Origin of the sequence: Mediterranea sp. ET5 (genome assembly GCF_023337025.1) — a bacterium.
GTDB lineage: Bacteria > Bacteroidota > Bacteroidia > Bacteroidales > Bacteroidaceae > Phocaeicola_A.
The window spans coordinates 39,268-55,856 of record NZ_JAMBLN010000009.1 but is presented as its reverse complement, the minus strand read 5'-3'; the positions used below and the strand labels follow the sequence as shown (position 1 = coordinate 55,856).

8 protein-coding genes, 6 tRNA genes and 1 pseudogene are annotated in these 16,589 nt (G+C 56.3%); 8 read left to right on the top strand and 7 right to left on the bottom strand.

Annotation, left to right across the window (positions count from 1 at the left end; genetic code table 11):
- Positions 1 to 52: 52 nt before the first annotated feature.
- Positions 53 to 640, top strand: coding sequence for a DUF3109 family protein (locus tag M3087_RS07100; protein ID WP_106483786.1), 588 nt, complete (start codon positions 53 to 55; stop codon positions 638 to 640).
- A 121-nt stretch (positions 641 to 761) separates the two neighbouring features.
- On the top strand, positions 762 to 2,729 hold the full coding sequence (gene gyrB / locus M3087_RS07095) for a DNA topoisomerase (ATP-hydrolyzing) subunit B (RefSeq protein WP_106483785.1): 1,968 nt from the start codon (positions 762 to 764) through the stop codon (positions 2,727 to 2,729).
- A gap of 455 nt (positions 2,730 to 3,184) precedes the next feature.
- Here the strand turns inward: gyrB and M3087_RS07090 are convergent, their stop codons facing one another.
- The 4 genes from M3087_RS07090 to M3087_RS07075 form a co-directional block, all read right to left on the bottom strand.
- On the bottom strand, positions 3,185 to 3,928 hold the full coding sequence (locus M3087_RS07090; RefSeq protein WP_022385820.1) for a head GIN domain-containing protein: 744 nt from the start codon (positions 3,926 to 3,928) through the stop codon (positions 3,185 to 3,187).
- A gap of 153 nt (positions 3,929 to 4,081) precedes the next feature.
- The gene (locus tag M3087_RS07085) at positions 4,082 to 5,605 is read right to left on the bottom strand and encodes a polysaccharide lyase family 1 protein (protein WP_249094671.1); all 1,524 of its coding nucleotides are present in this window, start codon (positions 5,603 to 5,605) and stop codon (positions 4,082 to 4,084) included.
- Between the two features lie 202 nt (positions 5,606 to 5,807).
- On the bottom strand, positions 5,808 to 8,399 hold the full coding sequence (gene xyl3A, locus M3087_RS07080; RefSeq protein WP_410796916.1) for a xylan 1,4-beta-xylosidase: 2,592 nt from the start codon (positions 8,397 to 8,399) through the stop codon (positions 5,808 to 5,810).
- 99 nt (positions 8,400 to 8,498) lie between these two features.
- Positions 8,499 to 12,887: a two-component regulator propeller domain-containing protein gene (locus tag M3087_RS07075; RefSeq protein WP_249094669.1), complete on the bottom strand. Its 4,389-nt coding sequence runs from the start codon at positions 12,885 to 12,887 to the stop codon at positions 8,499 to 8,501.
- 307 nt (positions 12,888 to 13,194) lie between these two features.
- Between M3087_RS07075 and M3087_RS07070 the strand changes: the two genes are divergently transcribed.
- The 5 genes from M3087_RS07070 (at position 13,195) to M3087_RS07050 (ending at position 13,615) form a co-directional block, all read left to right on the top strand.
- Positions 13,195 to 13,282 (top strand) — tRNA-Ser (locus M3087_RS07070).
- Between the two features lie 7 nt (positions 13,283 to 13,289).
- Positions 13,290 to 13,364: transfer RNA gene (locus tag M3087_RS07065), tRNA-Arg, on the top strand.
- A gap of 8 nt (positions 13,365 to 13,372) precedes the next feature.
- Positions 13,373 to 13,445 (top strand) — tRNA-Phe (locus M3087_RS07060).
- An 11-nt stretch (positions 13,446 to 13,456) separates the two neighbouring features.
- Positions 13,457 to 13,532 (top strand) — tRNA-Trp (locus M3087_RS07055).
- Between the two features lie 7 nt (positions 13,533 to 13,539).
- Positions 13,540 to 13,615: transfer RNA gene (locus M3087_RS07050), tRNA-His, on the top strand.
- Positions 13,616 to 13,811: 196 nt separating this feature from the next.
- Here the strand turns inward: M3087_RS07050 and M3087_RS14410 are convergent.
- The 3 genes and pseudogenes from M3087_RS14410 to M3087_RS07035 all read right to left on the bottom strand — a co-directional run.
- A pseudogene (locus M3087_RS14410) lies at positions 13,812 to 14,082 on the bottom strand (hypothetical protein); the annotation flags it as partial.
- A 646-nt stretch (positions 14,083 to 14,728) separates the two neighbouring features.
- On the bottom strand, positions 14,729 to 14,983 hold the full coding sequence (gene rpsT, locus M3087_RS07040) for a 30S ribosomal protein S20 (RefSeq protein ID WP_022385827.1): 255 nt from the start codon (positions 14,981 to 14,983) through the stop codon (positions 14,729 to 14,731).
- A gap of 45 nt (positions 14,984 to 15,028) precedes the next feature.
- A tRNA-Glu gene (locus M3087_RS07035) sits at positions 15,029 to 15,100 on the bottom strand.
- A gap of 285 nt (positions 15,101 to 15,385) precedes the next feature.
- Here M3087_RS07035 and recO point away from each other — a divergent pair.
- Positions 15,386 to 16,111 carry a DNA repair protein RecO gene (gene recO, locus M3087_RS07030; protein ID WP_106483780.1) on the top strand — a complete coding sequence of 242 codons (726 nt, stop codon included), beginning with the start codon at positions 15,386 to 15,388 and terminating at the stop codon, positions 16,109 to 16,111.
- Positions 16,112 to 16,589 lie beyond the last annotated feature (478 nt).

Genomic DNA, 16,589 nt, shown 5'->3' with positions numbered 1-16,589 from the left:
CGCCGTTTGCATCCGTGGCTGTGCATCCCTGTCACCCGAAGAATCCGAAGAAATGATACAGATAGACGATGTAATCGTGAGCCTCGATGTGTTCCGTGAAAAGTTCCTCTGTGACCTGGGCGCCTGCAAGGGTGCCTGCTGCATCGAAGGCGATGCCGGCGCTCCCGTGGAGACCGGTGAAGTGGAGGCGCTCGAAGCCTCCCTGCCCGCCGTGTGGGACGACCTCTCACCCGAAGCACGTGCCGTCATCGACCGCCAGGGCGTGGTCTATGTCGATGAGGAAGGCGACCTCGTGACCTCCATTGTGAACGGCAAGGACTGTGTGTTCACCTGCTACGACGAGTCGGGCTGTTGCTACTGTGCCCTGGAGAAGGCGTACCGCGAAGGACGCATCAGTTTCTACAAACCCATCTCCTGCCATCTCTACCCCATCCGCATCGGCGACTACGGTCCCTACAAGGCGGTCAACTACCACCGCTGGGACGTCTGCCGTGCCGCCGTGGAGCTGGGACGGAAGAAAGGCGTCCCGGTGTACCGCTTCCTGCGCGAGCCCCTCATCCGCAAGTTCGGTGAGGACTGGTACCACGAACTTGAGGAGGCAGCCGTGGAGCTGAAGAAGCAGGGGTATCTGGACGATTGACAAGCGATAGTCGCTCCTGGGTAACTTCCTGTCGGCCCAAGGGGCGAATTTCCCATACTTTATATGGTCATCCCGAGAATTATTCGTAAATTTGTCCGTTATTTATTGGACATTAATCTCTATGGCAGAAGAACAAATCACTAATCACAGCGGAGCGGAATATTCGGCCAGCAACATCCAGGTCCTTGAGGGACTGGAGGCCGTGCGTAAGCGCCCCGCCATGTATATTGGCGACATAAGCGAGAAAGGTCTGCACCACTTGGTCTACGAAGTCGTGGACAACTCCATCGACGAGGCATTGGCAGGCTTTTGTAACCACATCGAAGTAACCATCAACGAAGACAACTCCATCACCGTCCAGGACAACGGACGCGGAATCCCCGTCGACATGCATGAGAAAGAGCACAAGTCGGCTCTCGAAGTCGTGATGACCGTGCTCCACGCGGGCGGTAAGTTCGATAAAGGCTCCTACAAGGTGTCGGGTGGTCTGCACGGTGTGGGTGTGTCGTGTGTGAACGCCCTGTCCACACGCATGATTTCGCAGGTACGCCGCGGCGGAAAGATTTACCAGCAGGAATACTCCTGCGGCAAGCCGCTCTACCCTGTCAAGGAAGTGGGCACGTGCGACCCCGACGATACGGGTACACGACAGACCTTCTGGCCCGACGCTTCCATCTTCGTGACCACCACCTATAAATATAACATCCTCCAGGCACGTATGCGCGAGCTTGCCTACCTCAACGCCGGCATCACCATCACGCTGACCGACCGCCGGGAGAAGGATGAGGCAGGCAACTTCAAGAGCGAACGTTTCCACTCCGAGGAGGGTGTGAAGGAGTTCGTCCGTTTCCTCAACTCCAACAATACGCCGCTCATCGACGATGTCATCTATCTCAACACCGAGAAGCAAGGCATCCCCATCGAGTGCGCCATCATGTACAACACAGGCTTCCGTGAGAACCTCCATTCGTACGTGAACAACATCAACACCATCGAAGGCGGTACGCACGAGGCGGGCTTCCGCATGGCACTCACACGTGTGCTGAAGAAGTATGCCGAGGACAGCAAGGCACTGGAGAAGGCGAAGGTGGAGATTTCCGGAGAGGACTTCCGCGAGGGACTGATTGCCGTCATCTCCGTCAAGGTTGCCGAGCCGCAGTTCGAAGGACAGACCAAGACGAAGTTGGGCAACAACGAGGTGAGCGGTGCCGTCAACCAGGCTGTGGGCGAAGCACTGACCTACTACCTCGAAGAGCACCCCAAGGAGGCGAAGATGATTGTCGACAAGGTGGTGCTGGCTGCTACGGCACGTATCGCTGCCCGCAAGGCACGCGAGTCCGTGCAACGCAAGAGCCCCATGACCGGAGGCGGACTCCCCGGCAAGCTGGCGGACTGTTCCGACAAGGACCCTGCACGCTGTGAGCTTTTCCTGGTCGAGGGTGACTCGGCAGGCGGTTCCGCCAAGCAGGGACGCAGCCGTGCCTTCCAGGCAATCCTTCCGCTGCGCGGTAAGATTCTGAACGTGGAGAAGGCAATGTGGCACAAGGCATTCGAGAGCGACGAGGTGAACAACATCATCCAGGCGCTCGGCGTCCGCTTCGGTGTGGGCGAAGACAGCAAGGAGGCAAACATCGAGAAGCTGCGCTACCACAAGATCATCATCATGACCGATGCCGATGTCGATGGTTCCCACATCGACACACTCATCATGACGCTCTTCTACCGCTACATGCCGCAGCTCATCCAGGAAGGGTATCTCTACATCGCCACGCCGCCCCTCTACCTCTGCACCAAGGGCAAGGTCAAGGAGTATTGCTACACCGAGGAGGACCGTCTGCGCTTCATCGAGAAGTACGGCGGTGGCAGCGAGAGCGGCATCCATACGCAACGCTACAAAGGTTTGGGTGAGATGAACCCGGAACAGCTGTGGGAGACAACCATGGACCCCGAACGTCGTCTCCTCAAGCAGGTACACATCGAGAACGCCGCCGAGGCAGACTACATCTTCTCCATGCTCATGGGTGACGACGTAGGTCCGCGCCGCGAGTTCATCGAGAGCAATGCCACCTACGCGAACATCGACGCTTAAGCATCAGTTGATAATCAGATAAAAGGAGGGTGCATCGTTACACACGGTGCACCTTTTTTTTTATCTGACGGTGCCTGATGCTCCTTCCCTTGTCCGGACTTTGTCCCGGCAAACACAATCGTCCGACGGATGGAACATAAGTGTTTGACCGGGCAAACACATTGGTTTGACTCGCCAAACACAAGTGTTTGACTTGGCAAACATAGTAGTTTGATGGACCAAAGTATAATACTTAGATAGTCAAAGTATAATACTTAGACTGCCTAAGTATAATACTTTGGTAGGCTAAGTATGATACTTTGGTATGTCAAGCACCTGTGCTTACCTGATTGAAGGCTTGTGCTTACCCGATTAAGCGCGAATGCCCGGAGGATGTGTCGCAAAGCATGGATACACAAAGAGGGTGCATCACTCATCGCGATACACCCTCCTGTTATTGATACGGACTGGCCGGGTTACTTCCCGATAACCGCCCCGACGCTCGACTTCGACAGGCTGAGCACCTGTGGGTTACCGTAGTACTTCACGTTGCCCACGCCCTTGGCGCGGATGCGGATGGTCCCGGAAGCGGAGCAGGTGATGTCGCCTACGCCGCTGTGGTTGAGGTTGACGTCTTTGGCCTTGAGCTCCTTGGCATGTACGTCGCCGACGCCGCTCGACTCATAGCTTGCCTTGTCGGTCTTGCCGGAAAGTCGAAGGTCGCCGACACCGGAGTTCTCCACTTCCACACTCTGGCAGTCGAGTCCCGACAGGCGCACGCTGCCCACGCCGGAGTTCTCGATGACGAGGCGGTCGGCCTTCAGGGGTGAGGTCGTCTTGAAATCGCCCACACCACGGTTCGACAGGTGGTTCAGTGTCGGAGCGGCAATCTTGATTTCCAGTCCTTTCCCGGCGCGCTTGTTGCCGATGCTCTTGGTGTTGACCTTCAGGACCCCGTCGTGCGACTCAATGACCACAAAGGGCAGGTAGTTCTCCGGTCCCGTGACTTCCACGTCGGTCTTGTCACTCTGCGAGAACGAGACGTTGACTACACCGTTCACCTCGATGGCTTCGAACGGTGCGACATAGTAGTTCTTCTTTGCTTTAGCCTCACTGGGCACTTCCTGACTTGTCTGGTTGCTGAATGCGCGGCAGCCGCTGGCGCTGCTCAATACCGTGAGTGCCATCAGTCCGACGAGCATCCGATAGAGATTCTTCATAGTCCTTCTCCTCCTTTTATTGATTGGTTCTTTCTATTAGACGGATAAAGTAATGGAAAAGTTGCGATATCGCCGCAACTTGGTGCCAAAAAAATCTCTTCCGAAGCACACAGGGACGTTGCGGCGTTCCTTTGCCGGGAATCCCGCAGCCCCTTATCCCTGCTTCTCCACCAGTCCGTTCAGATAGACTTCCAGGTTGGTGTAGCCTTCGCTGCTCAGGGTGCAGGCGCGTCCGTCAGCAGCATCGGCAGGGTTCAGGCGGTGAGCCTTCTCCCAGGCATCGGGCATGCCGTCGCCGTCGCTGTCCTTCAACGCTTCCGTTTCACCGGCAGTGGCAGTCAGTTCGGGATAGCCGCCGGCATCTGCAGGGAGGTCGATGAGTCCGGGAGCCTGTCCGGCATCGGGAGTCACCGAGCCGATGCACGAGGCAGTGCCCGTACGTGTCTCCTCGACGATGCGGAGGTCAAGCGTGTCGCGTACCTTCGAGCAGCCGGCGTGTGCAAGTACCAGGCGGTACGCCTCCTCGGCGCTGTGGGTCGTCACTTCGCCACAGGGCAGCGGTTCATGCAGACGGATGGAGTCGCGCACGGCGTCGTTCCACAGCCCGTCGTTCGACTCGGGACGTACCTGTTCGTAGACGCCCCGTGTCCAGTTGTCGGCAGTGACGTCGGCATGGCCCTCCATGACATTGCCGTCGATGTAGAACTTTCCCCAGACGTGCTCCATCGGTGCCCAGCTGTTGGGGCTGCCATCCGGACGGTGGCAGTACGCCGTCGTGCGGATGTTGGGAGCGAAGATGCGGTAAGCGATGCTGCCCCGGTCCGGCGTGGCAGGTCCCGGCTTGTAGTAGTTGTTGACAATGTTCACCCGCATGGCTTCGCCGCCGTAACATCCGTTACCCGCCCAGTTGTAGAACACATTGTTGCGCATGTCCACGTATTCGCGGTCCTGTGTGCCGGGACGCGGACCCAGACGGGGCACGCGGCTCTCGTGGTGTGCCATGAGATTGTGGTGGAACGACATGCGGTTTCCGCCCACGATGCCGCCGTAGCCGTGACGCCCCTTCTTGTGTCCTGCCGTGCGGAGGCTCTCGGAGATGAGGCACCACTGCACGGTGGCGTCGGTGTTGCCATAGACCGAGCAGGTCTCGTCGACAGACCAGCTGACGGTGCAGTGGTCGACGATGATGTTGCGGTGGTCGCAGCCGCCCAGTCCGTCGGGTTCACCGCCGCCCTCGTTGCCCACACGGAAGCGTACGTAGCGGATGACCACCTCGTTGGCGTCGATGTTCACCGCGTGGCGGGCAATGCAGATGCCGTCGCCCGGTGCGCTCTGTCCGGCGACAGTCAGGCTGTCGTGCCGGATGCGTAGCGGACGGTCGAGTCGGATGGTCCCAGCGACATCGAAGACCACGGTGCGCGCTCCCGTCTGTTCGACGGCGTGTCGCAAGGTCCCGGGCTGGTCGCCGTCGGCCAGTGTGGTGACATGGTACACCTGTCCGCCTCGTCCGCCGACGGCGTAACGTCCGAAGCCCTCGGCACCCGGAAAGGCGGGAAGGCGTGTCTCGTCTGGAAGGTCTTCTGCTGTTTGAGGACCGGCGCAGGTCCCACTGCCGCACAGGCAGAGAAGTCCCGTCAGGAGAAGGTACGGGATGCGCCGCTTGGAGTTGTTCTTCATAGTGCTCGTGTTTTTCAGATTGGTTGTCCTGCAAAGATAAGCGGAAAGCTGTGTCGTTGGTATGCCTGGAGGGCGGAAGTGTCAAAAAACAGCGTGATTGTCATCCGTGTCTCCAAACAAAAGAACGAGGAGATAAGTGCTCAAGCTTATCCCCTTCGTTCCTTTAAACTCAAATCGTTCATAACCGTTGTCAGCAGCAGGCTCAGCGGATGCTCACCGGAAGGCTCTTCAGTGCGGCATCTTCGGAGCTTCCGCCGTAGAGCACCTCATAGTCACCTTCCATCGGGTGCATCGAGTTGGTCTGCGTGTCGAACCACTGGAAGTTCTCGTACGGCAGTTCGATGACCACCTCGCGCGTCTCGCCCCGGGCAATGTTCACCCGACGGAAGCCGCGGAGTGCCTTCAGCGGGCCTTCGCTGTCACCCGGACGGCGCAGATAGACCTGTACCACCTCGTCGCCGTCGCGCTTGCCGGTGTTCGTAACGGGGATAGTCACGCGCAGGGTGTCGCCGTATGCCAGTTCCTGCTTGTCCGCCTTCGCCTCGCCGTAGGAGAAGGTCGTGTAGCTCAGTCCGTGTCCGAAGGCGAAGAGCGGGCGTCCGGTGAAGTAGCGGTAGGTGCGTCCGCGCATCGAGTAGTCGAGGAAGTCGGGCAGCTGCGTGTCGTCGGCATAGAACGTGACGGGCAGACGTCCGGCGGGGTTGTAGTCGCCGAAGAGTACGTCGGCAACCGCCGTTCCGCCTTCCTGTCCCGGGTACCACGCCTGGAGGATGGCATCACAGTGGGCGGCTTCGGTCTTCAGCCCCATGGCAGAGCCGGAGAAGTTGACCATGACGAGCTTCTTGCCTGCCTGCTTGAGGGAGGCAATCATGTCGCGCTGGATTTTCGGCAGCTCGATGCTCGTGCGGTCTCCGCCTTTGAAGCCTTCGGCAGACACGCTCATGGCTTCCCCTTCCAGCAGGGGAGAGATGCCGCCGGCGAAGATGATGACGTCCGCCTTTTTCAGCCGCTTGATGAGCGCCTTCATGTCGGGAGCCTGCTCCTCGACGAGGTCAAAGTTCAGGAACGGGTTGTCCTTCACCTGCTCGAAGGCAAGCTCGATGCGGTATTCCTTGCCCGCCTCGAAGGGGAAGGCGTGTACGTTGGCGGGGTTCTTCAGGTTGTACTGTTCGCAGACTTCCTGTCCGTCGATGAAGAATTTCACCCGTCCGTTGGTCGAGAGGCGGAATTGCGCGGTGCCCGAGTGGTCGGGGCGGAAGATGCTGACGTAGCGTCCGGTGAAGTCCTCCAGGTTGACCCCGGCGGCAAAGGCGGTGGCACCCTCTCCGCTGTAGTGGAAGGGCGTCTCGACCTGGTCGGTGGCTGCGACCTCACCCTTTGCCTCCCGGTTGTTCCAGTAGGTGGCGGCGAATCCCGGCTTGCCGTCCATCGAGCAGTCCGTGAAGAGGCTGTTCCAGACGCAGCCCTCGGTGTGCCCGCAGAGCGGTTCGTAGATGACCTTGTGCTTGGGCAGACGTTTGCGCAGTGCCTGCAGGAGGGTCACGGTGTGTGAGGGCGTGCCGTTGTAGTTCGCCCACTGCATCACCGAGTCGTTGGCGTTCGGGCCGACGAGGGCCACGGTGGCATTCTTCTTTAGCGGAAGCACGTTGCCGCGGTTCTGGAGCAGGACCATCGTCTCGTGTGCCATCCGTAGGGCCAGGTCGCGGTGTGCCTGACAGTCGACGATGGAGTCGGGGATGTCGGCAAAGGGGTGCTCCGGTTCCATTTCGCCCAGCTCGAAGCGTGCCTTCAGCAGCCGGCGGACGGAGTTGTTGATTTTCTCTTCGGGTACGAGTCCCTGACGGACGGCGTCGACGAGTGACTCGAAGTTGCTCCCGCACTCCAGGTCGGTCCCGTTGGCGACAGCGGCAGCCGAGGCATGTCCGGCGTCGGGGTAGACATGGTGCTTGCCCTTCTGCCAGAAGTCGGACACGGCGCCACAGTCGGTCACCACGATGCCGTCGTACCCCCACTCATTGCGCAGGATTTGGTGGAGCAGTCGGTCACTGCCGCAGCAGGGGTCTCCCTCGAAGCGGTTGTAGGCGCACATGACCTCTTTGACGCGTGCCTTCTGCACGAGGTCCTTGAAGGCGGGCAGATAGGTCTCCCAGAGTTCACGGAAGGGGATGTTCTCGGCATTGAAGCTGTGGCGGCACCACTCCGGACCCGAGTGTACGGCAAAGTGCTTGGCGCAGGCGTGCGCCTTGTTCCACTTCGTGTCGTTCGGTCCCTGGATGCCACGGACGACGGCGACGCCCATGCGTCCGCTCAGGTAAGGGTCTTCACCGTAGGTCTCCTGTCCGCGTCCCCAGCGCGGGTCGCGGAAGATGTTCACGTTGGGCGTCCAGAAGGTGAGTCCCTGGTAGCGTCGGTAGGAACCTCGCTCGTTTGCCATGCGGTTCTTGGCGCGTGCCTCGTCGGACACGGCATCGAACACCTTATATAATAAGTCGTCATCAAACGAGGCTGCCATGCCGATGGACTGGGGGAAGACGGTGGCAAGTCCCGCACGGGCGACTCCGTGGAGGGCTTCGTTCCACCATTCATAGGGCTTGATGCCCAGCCGTGGAATGGGCTTTGAGTTGTTTTGCATCAGGAGTACTTTCTCCTCGAGGGTGAGCCTTCCCAGCAGGTCCTCGGCGCGTTGGTCCGGGGAGAGTTCACTGTTCTGATAGGGGAGCGGTCCGGTGGCAGTCTGTGCCTGTGTCATTCCTGACAGGCAGGCAGCCAGACATAGCATTGCAAGTTTCTTCATGATTCACGTAGGATAAATGAGTAATGAGGTAAAAATGTCGGTGTAAAGTTACGTCATTCATCCGTTTTGGAGGAGTAGTTATTGGTGAAAAAGGGGAAATTATTCGTCGTCCCCCTTTTTCTGCTCTTTATACTCGCTGGGTGTGCATCCGACGGCCTTCTTGAAGACCTTGCTGAAGTACTTCGGCGAGTTGAATCCTGTCATGTAGGCGACCTGCGAGATGGTCAGTCCGTCGTCCTCCATGAGTTGGAGGGCACGCTTGATGCGCATCTCTCCGACGAAGGCGACGGGCGTCATCCCGGTGATGGACTTGAGCTTGCGGTAGAACACGGTGCGGCTCATGAAGAGGTGTTCCGCCAGGGTCTCGATTTCGAAGTCCTGGTTGTCCATGTTCTGCTCGATGCACTCCATGACCTGCTCCATGAAGCGGTCGTCGAGTGACTCCAGCTGTGGGCGCTTGGGTTCGTATGCGGTCGGAGCGGACTCTGCATCTGTCGGGACGGCTGTCTCCTCGGGGTGGGGCTGGAAGCGTGCCCGGTAGAACTCCTGCAACTCCTGCCGTCGGCGGATGAGTGTGCGGATGCGCGTCTTGAGGTAGGTGGCGCTGAAGGGCTTGGTGATGTAGTCGTCGATGCCCCGTTCCAGTCCGACGATGCGGTCGTCGAGGGAGGACTTGGCGGAGAGGATGATGATGGGGATGTGACAGACGGTGCGGTCCGCTTTTATCCGGCTGACCATCTCCAGTCCGTCCATGACGGGCATCATCACGTCGGTGATGAGGAGGTCGGGGATGTGTTCGCAGGCGAGTTTCAGTCCCTGTTTCCCGTCCGTAGCCTCGATGACGCGGTAGTCGGCAGAGAGGATGTTGCGCAGGAAGAGGCGCAGCTCGTCGTTGTCCTCCACCACGAGGAGGGTCAGTCGTTCGTCGTCTCCGTTGTCTTCCGCTTCCCGGTTTCCCTTGTCGCTGTCCTGCGGAGAGGCGGAAGCCGTGCCGTCGTGGAGAATGAACTCCGTGTGTTCATCGTGTTCATAAGCGGAGCGGCTGAGCGGGAGGGTGACAGTGAAGCGGCTTCCCTCGCCGACCTGGCTTTCCACATCGATGTGCCCGTGGTGCAGGCCGACCATCTCCCGTGCCATGGAGAGTCCGATGCCCGAGGAGGGATGCATCATGTCGCTGTGCGTGAAGTTCTCGAAGCGGTGGAAGAGCATCTTGCGGTGCTGTTCGTCGATGCCGATGCCCCGGTCAGCCACCGCGATGCTCACGGTGCGGTCGGAAAGGGACACTTCGATGCTGACGGACTTCCCGTCCGGTGTGTACTTGAAGGCATTGGAAAGGAGGTTGAAGAAGACCTTTTCCACCTTGTCCGTATCGAGCCACATCGTGAGGCTGTCCACCGGCGAGGAGAGGGTGAAGGCGATGTGCTTGGCTTCCGCCATGGCGCGGAAGTGGAGCATCACCTGCCTGAGCAGTGCGATGAGGTCGGCTTCCTCGACGATGAGCTTCATCTTGCGGTTTTGCAGTTTGCGGAAGTCGAGAATCTGGTTCATCATGCGCAGCATCCGCCGGGTGTTGGTGCGTACGAGTGAGAGGTGTTCGCGGTCCTTGTCCGAGAGCTCCCGGCTTTGGAGGACTTCCTCGACAGGGCCGGCGATGAGGGTAAGGGGCGTCCGCAGCTCGTGAGAGATATCGGTGAAGAAACGGAGCTTGATGTCGGCGAGTTGCTGTTCCATGTCAATGCGGTGGCGCAAGCGGTAGATGTAGAAGAGCACATAGCCGACAGTGCCGACGAGAAGCAGGAAGAGCAGGACGTAGAGCGCCCACGCCCACGCCGTCTCAGTGAACTTCGGTTCCACGACAAGGCGCAGGCTGCGTGTGTTGTCCATCCACACCCCGTTGCTGTTGGTGGAACGTATCTCCAGGGTATACTCTCCAGCCGGGAGATTCATGTAGCTGGCGGAGCGTGTGTTCCCGACCTCATTCCACTGTTCTTCCAGTCCCCTCAGCCGGTAGGCGTATTGGATGGTGGAAGAGTTAACGAAGTCGACGGCAGCAAAACGGAAGGAGATGTTGCGCTGTTCCGGGGAGAGCGTGAGGACGTCGATGCGGTTGGCATCGCGGTGGAGCGGTTGTCCCTGCACACGCATCTCGGTCAGGACAATGGCGGGCGTGTAAGTGTCTTGCGGAAGTTCGTTGAGGCGGAGCGAGAGCACGCCGAGGTTGGTGCCCAGCAACAGGGTGTCACCCCGGAGCAGGGGGACGGTTTCGGCAAACTTCAGTTCGTTCCCGAAGCGGTCGCTGCGGTAGTTCACGGTCAGTCCTGTTTGCGGGTCGAGTTGGGTGAGTCCGTTCTCAGCCACCACCCAGTAATGCCCTTTGCCGTCGTCCGTCATGGCATGCACCAGGTTGGACAGAAGCCCGTCTTGTGTCGTGAAGTGGCGGAAGGTCGTCCGTGTCTGCATGAGCGAGTCTGTGCAGGCGAAGTTCAGTCCGCCCGTGAAGCTGAGGATGCAGGCTCCCTGCCTGTCTGTCCCCGAGCTGGAAGGAATGAAGACATCCATGATGTCGTTGCTGTTGAGTGAGGTCCGGTCGCCCCCGATGTGCCGGTGATGCCGGAAGATGATGTCCTCCGGATGGCGGAAGGACGTGCGGCAGGCAATCAGTCCGTCGGTTGTTCCTACCAGCAGGATGCTGTCGGGCGACTCTTTCAGACAGCGGATGCGGGCATCCTTCAGGGGAAAGCCTTTCAATACATTGCCCCGATGGATGAATTGTACCTGTCCGTCAGCATGCTCCTGGACCAGGTTCAGCCCTCCGCCGAAAGTACCAACCCAGATGCGCCCCCGGCTGTCTTCACACAGGGCGTACACGCTGTTGGCACTCAGGCTGTAGGGATTGCCTGGCTCTGGAGTGTAGTGACTGACGGTGAAATGCCGGGCTCCTGAAGGTCGCAGTCGGTAAAGCCCTGCTTCCTTCGTTCCCAGCCAGATGTCGCCGTTGCGTGCCTGAAGCAGAGCGTATGCTCCTCCGGGGAAGGCGGAAGGTTGTGTGGTGAGCTTGCCTTGCGGTGTGACATAGAGCGGTCGTTTGTCCCCATGCTGGTAAATCCGCAGGGTGCCATTCTGCGAACCGACCCACAGGTTCCCCTGACGGTCGTTCAGGAAGCTGCGGATGTCCATCTCCTTCTCCAGCGTGTGCAGGGTGAAGAAGTGGGGGAGGAAAGAGACCTTCTCCAACCCCGTATAGGGTGCATACCACAGGTTGCCTTGCCGGTCAAGCAGGCTGTAGCGGATGAAAGGCACATAGGAGGATGAAGGGTCTTCCGGGTTGCGCAGGTAGGTACGGAAGCAGTCCGTGCCGGCATCGTAGTAGCAGAGCGCTTCGTGCTCGGGGATGACCCATAGCATGCCGTGCGGGTCGTTGAACACCAGGCTGCGGCTCTGACGGGCACGGTTACGGAATGTGGACGGTGGAAGTGCATAGAGACGGCTGTCTCCCGTCTGTGGGTTCAGACGGAGCATCTCATGCGGATTGAGCAGTATCCAGCAGATTCCCTTCTTGTCTGTATGGACTTGGTTGATGGTGCTTTCCGCCCGTCCGACATCTGCCGTGTGGAAGGTCGATGCCGTACCGCTTTTACAGGCATAGAAAGTCAGTGAATGAGGTGTTTGTAAGAGGAGGGTATCGCGTCCGAGATTCTTCAGGGAGGTGACGGGTTCGGAGCTTCCCGGAGTTGCAAGCCGTTCGAAGTCGCCTTTTTGCTGACGGAAGACGAACAGTTCGCCGCCTTCAGAGGCCAGATAGGTGTGCCCGTTGCGCTCCTTGATATGCCGGAAGATGAGGTCGGGGGCATTGATGGACCGGTTGCCTACGATTTCGATACCCTGATCCGTGAGCAACCATTCGTTGCCGTCGGCATCCTGATGGATGCGGTAAATCCGTTTGCCTTTCATGGGATGTTCGGCGATGCCTTCGCTTCCGTCCCTGAACTTCTGCGTATCAAGCCGGAAGAGGCGTCCGTCCTGACAGAGGAACCAGACTATTCCCTTGGGCAGCACATAGGTGTTTTCCACTGCCATCTGTTTCTTTAGCCGCTTTTCGATGGGAGCCAACACGTCCACAAAAGTCTGTTCTTTTCTCCGGAATAGAAAGAGCCGTGCATCGTAGGTGGAGCACCACAGGTCTCCGTCAGCCCCGATTTGTATGTCCGTCAGTCTGTTGGTGCTGAGTGCCGTGCCTCCGGGTGACACCATGTTATAGGTCGTGAAGGAATATCCGTCGTAGCAGTTCAGTCCGTCCCATGTGCCGAACCACAGCAGTCCGTCGTCAGATTGTACCATTCGTTGGACGAAACTCTGTGATAATCCGTCATTGATCGAATAGTGCTGAATCCGGCAGAGGGGTTGTGCGTGTATGTTCGTGATGGATATGAGCAGAAGGAGCAGGGCGGTCCATGTAGCCGACCGGTATCGGTTGTGTGTTTGTTTCATAGCGACTCTCAGTATAAGCTAGGCAAATGTAGTAAAAATATGGGAAGAAAACGGAGTCAAGAAAACAAACTGACCAGAAATATGGTTGCTTTGAATTAGGGGCAGTCTGCCGGACACCGCATTGCAAGTTTCTTCATGATTCACGTAGGATAAATGGGTAATAGGATAAAATAGTGGTGTAAAGTTACGCCATTAAGTTGGCACGGAAGAATGATTGTTGATAGGAAAAAGGACTTTTTTTGAAGAAAGTCCAGGTTACGCAGATAGGCTGCAGGTCGGCCTTCTACTTTTGCATTGTCAAACGAAAGGAAGCATGGGTGAGCGGTCGAAACCAGTGCACTGCTAACGCACCGAACCCTTTAAAGGTTCCGCAGGTTCGAATCCTGCTGCTTCCGCAAAAATGGTGAGGTAGCTCAATTGGATCAGAGCGGTTGTCTACGAAGCATCAGGTTGTGGGTTCGATTCCCACCCTCATCACTAGCCATGGACACTTGGCAGACTTGGTGTATGCGCAGGACTGAAAATCCTGAGAACGTGGTTCGACTCCACGAGTGCCCACTTAACTATAGGGGAGTATAGTTCAGCCGGTAGAACGTCGGTCTCCAAAACCGAAAGTCGAGGGTTCGAATCCTTCTGCTCCCGCCAATTACATGGTGTCAGTAGTTCAGTTGGTCAGAACGCCAGATTGTGGATCTGGAGGTCACCGGTTCGAGCCCGGTCTTTCACCCTCATCTCCAAATGACAAAGGCTCCGGCAAGATGATTCTCATCAAGCCGAAGCCTTTGGTTTATAAGAGGAGCATCAGTTTGTCCTTCACCTTCGAGAGTAAGATGGTGAGTTCAGAAGGGATGGCAGACGTGTCGCATGCTTTCAGTTTGTCTACCGTTTCAGTGACAAGCTCGTACATCTCGTCATCGATGGGTGAACCGGAGATGGAATAGTCGGGATCAGAATATCTGTAGTATTTGTTATCGTAGACTTCAATCGGAGCGTTGTAGCCGAGTTTGTCCGACCGCATCACTTGCAGGTCTGCCTGAACGGTTCTGACAGAAACTCCCCGCGTGATGCCCTCCATCTCGTAGAGAGCGTCGGAGCAAGCCTCGACAAGGTCATCGAGAGTCCACCGTCTGTATTTGTTCCTCAAGCATCTGTTGAGGGTCTTGTATCTTATAAGTGCGTTTTTGTTTACTGGCATGGCTGTGGTAAAAATCGTTGTCCATACTGAATTTTGATTTTGGAGTGCCATGCCACAACAAGGAGTCGAGCCCGGGCAGGGCACAAAAAAGTCGGAAAGCGTTGTGGACTTCCCGACTTATATTCCTTGTTGTCGATTGTCAGAGTATCAACCCATATATCTACAATGTCGTCGGCTCGGTCCATCAGCATAGCGTCGATGGTTGCTAAACGTAAATGTAAAGCAACTCTCGCTATGACTGTGAAAGCCATGGCGCCAAGTGATTGCGGATATGATGGTTGTCTGTTTCAGCATTGTATGAATGATAATGTTTGCCCGAAGGCGACAGCAAAGTTACTCAAATCAATGGATTATGCAAGACTTTGCCTCATCGCACTTCTATTTCGACCGCAAAGTATAATCCTGCTATGCAACCTATCTGCGCAATGGGAGATTTTTATGGCTTGCTGGTTTCGTAACGCAGCAGATTGTGGTGGTACCCGAAAGAATTAGTATCCATGTAACCGGATAGATGGAGCCGGTGTCCGTCCGGACTCATGCCTGTCTGTGTATCCCCGGAGGAGACGGGATGCCTACAAACAAAGAAAGGTCGAGTCGGTGAAGACTCAACCTTATCTATTTGGTTTTGACAAGTTATATGCTTTTATTAAGCAAGTCCGTTAATGTATGCAGACAACTTAGACTTCAAGTTTGAAGCTTTGTTCTTGTGGATCAAGTTGGTCTTGGCAGCCTTGTCCAACATCTTCTGTACTGAAGGATACAGTGCAATCGCTTCAGCCTTGTCAGTCAACGCGCGAAGCTTTCTCACAGCATTTCTCATGGTCTTGCCATAATATCTGTTGTGCAGTCTTCTTTTCTCTGCTTGTCTGATTCTTTTGATTGATGATTTATGATTTGCCATCTCGACTAATCTGTTTTACTTGTTCTTTAATTCGTTTACTTTAAGTAGCCCGTGGGGGAATCGAACCCCCCTTTCAAGAATGAAAATCTTGCGTCCTAACCGATAGACGAACGGGCCTTCCTGACTGAGTAAGCTTTCGCTTTACTGCCTCGAGAAGTGTTGTTTCTCGTTTGCGGATGCAAATGTAGAGGGTTTTTCCGACATGACCAAACCTTTTTGCGAAAAAGTTTGGATATTTTTTAAGCCTTGATAGCCTCTATATGCTTATCTTATTGATAATAAACGCGGTGAAAGTGTTGCAAATAAAGGTTAAACGAAGGACGCCTTCCGCAGGGTTGTAGGGTGAGTGGAGGAAATGCGTTATTTTTGCGTCTGAAGATTGAACCTTAGAATGATAAAGGCATGTTTCAGAAGGCAACCGGTATTGTGCTTCGCACTGTAAAATACAACGATACGTCGGTCATTGCAGACCTGTTTACCGAGCAATGGGGGCGGGTGGCTTACCTCGTGCGTCTGCCGCACAGCAGGAAGAGCGGACTGCGCAGCGTGTTCTTCCAGCCGCTGTCGATGCTGGAGTATGAGTCGGACTATCGTCCGCGGCTGAACTTGCAACATCTCCGCGAGGTGCGCCCGGCGTATCTGTTCCGCTCCCTGCCTTACGATCCCTATAAATCTGCCATTGCGCTGTTCCTGGCGGAATTCCTGGGACATGCCTTGCGCGAGGAGCAGGAGAACGTCCCGTTGTTTGCCTATCTGTTCCACTCCGTGCAATGGCTGGATGCCTGTGAGGGTACGTCCGCCAACTTTCACCTGGTCTTTCTCATGCGTCTTTCGCGTTTTGTCGGACTTTATCCGAACCTGGACGATTACCGTCCGGGTGACTGTTTCGACCTGCGGGCTGCGTGCTTCGTGGACCGTCAGCCTTTACACACCGACTTCGTGCGCCCCGATGAGGCTGCGCGGTTGAGCAAACTGATGCGCATGAACTATGAGACGATGCACCTGTTTGAAATGAGCCGCACGGAGCGCAACCGTTGTGTGGAAATCATCCTGAATTACTACCGGCTCCACCTCCCTGACATGCCTGAGCTGAAGTCGCTCGAAGTGTTGCGCGAGTTGTTTCTCTGACGCCGACGGGCACAGCCTTCCGGCTTCCTACCTATTTATATATAGGGTAGTCGGCTGATGGCGTTTGTCAGAAGGAAAGCGAATGGCAGGATTGGGTGACAGTTTTTTCTAAAATGCCGTTTTCAGCTAACGCGTGTTTTTCTAAAATCTGATGAACTGGCACGTGATTGCAAAGGAATGTGAATGAAAAGGGGTGAAAATGACTCTGATTTTAGAAAACTATACATTTGAATTTCGAAATCCTTACGTTTTACTGCCCAAACAATATTGTTTCGCGTGTCAAACACTTGTGTTTGGCGAGTCCAACAATATAGTTTCACTTCTCAAACAATATTGTTTGACCGGCGAAAGTCAAATGTTCGGGCGATGAAAAGAAAAAAATCGGAGTTTCGTTCTCCAGAAGGTGGGCGGTGTCAACAAATCGGAAGGTATTAAACGGACAGGTAAGACCGGACGTCCGGTAGAAAAAGGACGCTAC